The organism is Psychrobacter sp. UBA2514 (genome assembly GCF_002341255.1).
Taxonomy (GTDB): Bacteria; Pseudomonadota; Gammaproteobacteria; order Pseudomonadales; family Moraxellaceae; genus Psychrobacter; species Psychrobacter pacificensis.
This window is the reverse complement of sequence record NZ_DDNS01000004.1, coordinates 5,353-7,145: the sequence shown is the minus strand read 5'-3', so window position 1 is coordinate 7,145 and position 1,793 is coordinate 5,353. Positions and strand designations below refer to the sequence as shown.

Sequence of the window (1,793 nt, the reverse complement as noted above, 5' to 3'; positions counted from 1 at the left end):
ACATCGTAACCGTAGCTTGAGGTACCGTAGCTCACCAAACGCTCGCCTGCATCATTAAAGCGCACTTGACCTGGCTCGTATGGCTCGATCATGCCGTGCTCTTCGGCCATTTTACGAATCCAGCGGTCAGACTTAATAGACATTGTTATTCCTTAGCAAATTTTTAATAGCGATGATTATACGGAATTGATGGCTCAATTTATAGGTTTTACGCGAGATAAAAGTATCCACTCGCTATTCAGCTTGAGTCAGATATTACCATTTTGCAAAGTGATCTTCCGCTAGTCCCATTACCTTATCCAAGCGTAGCACTTGCCCAGCTAAGCGTATCTCGCCGCTGTACTCCCCTAGCCACTGCTCAAAGATGCTGGCGACAACGCCGAAATTGTCTGTTTTTTTGTAGACTCTAATCGGCGTGAAAGTTAAATCGATATCGACACTGCTCCAGCCTAAGCTTCGATGATAAATGTGCCAAGTATTGGCAGAGGAGTCATTCGTATCTTTACGCTCAAATAATACAGGTGGCAGATAAAAAATCTCGCCATCGAGCCAACAAGCATTCTCACTTAGACCTGTCTCATTGACACCCATAGAGAGATTCAATAAAAAATGCCGACCATCTGCTAGGTAGCTGTTGATACAAGTCCAAAACCAATTGGTCTCATGACGCATATAACCCAGTGTCCAATCTAGATTGGCTCTTGTTGTCTTGCTCAATTCAAGTATTTGCTGCTGACTAGCGGTTATCTGTGCACCCGCTTTGATAATTATCTCGCCGCTAGCAGCGCTCAACGGCTCTTTTTGGGTAAACGTCCAACCGCGTCTGCCTGTTGGCGTACATATCGCAAGCGGCTGCTGCTGACGCTCTAATTTTGCATGGACTGCTAGATATTGGCTATCAAGCTCTATACTCACCTGCTCTGGGGTAAAACCTAACGTTAGGCTAAGCTTGCTATGGGTAAAAGACATCTGCCCTTGATAGTGATCGCCTTTAAATTCACTACAGCGCGTAACTGGCTGCAAGGCTTCCCCAATCTCTAATTGTGCAGTCTTTTCGTTGTAAACATAAACAAAAGCACTAGTGGCAATCTTAATCGTTGCCAGTGCGAGACATACTCTAAAAGGCGGCTCGATGATTTGGACAAAACAGAATTGATTGGCCTTGAAGTCTTTACGCCAGTTTGATAATGGTTTTTGCGAGATTAGCGGACTGTAATAATCGAGATAATTGATTTGTTTAACTTGCGAGAACACCCCAAATTGCGGCTGACCATTTTGGATGAGCTGTTCGATAGCTTGTGGCTTTATATCGGTAGAAATGATATTTGCGTAAGCTACATTATCTACCTTGTCGCTTTTCATAGGTCCATACATTGCTATGACATCCTTGTCTTGCATTTATTACTGACTAATCACTTGTCCTTGATAGCTTACTTCGGTACTTATCACTGTTCTTTTTGCTTGCCTTGATGCGGCCCAAATAGCTTCTGTAATGGCTTTGACCTCTATTGCAGTGAGTCCATCGACCAGCTCCTGCGTCACATTTGCTACGGCAAAACCATTTGTCCCAAAAGGATGCTTGGGAAACTTTAACAATAAAGCCGCCATCGCCTCTACTGCTGACAAAAAATCGGCAATCACCATTCGCCTATTACTAAAGGTTGCATTGACTTGATAGCGCTTGCTACTACCATCTTTATAGTAGCAAACGCCAATCAGTTGGTTATTTGATAGCTCAATTTCATACACGGGCGGACGCAGCATTTTTAATAACGTGTACTGCTTGGGCGCAG

The 1,793-nt window shown here is 43.9% G+C and carries 2 protein-coding genes and 1 pseudogene; all 3 read right to left on the bottom strand.

Annotation, left to right across the window (positions count from 1 at the left end; translation table 11 throughout):
• Positions 1–143 (bottom strand): annotated as a pseudogene (dcd, locus tag B3V51_RS12865) (dCTP deaminase); the annotation flags it as partial.
• A 112-nt stretch (positions 144–255) separates the two neighbouring features.
• On the bottom strand, positions 256–1,362 hold the full coding sequence (locus tag B3V51_RS01345; RefSeq protein ID WP_212563668.1) for a DUF2804 domain-containing protein: 1,107 nt from the start codon (positions 1,360–1,362) through the stop codon (positions 256–258).
• A gap of 39 nt (positions 1,363–1,401) precedes the next feature.
• Positions 1,402–1,793, bottom strand: a 392-nt coding sequence (locus tag B3V51_RS01340) for a hypothetical protein (RefSeq protein WP_286707837.1), incomplete at its 5' end; no start/stop codon positions are given.

Coding starts and splice junctions, on each gene's coding strand:
- B3V51_RS01345 (WP_212563668.1), bottom strand. CDS start 1,362: ATGAAAAGCGACAAGGTAGATAATGTAGCTTACGCAAATATCATTTCT.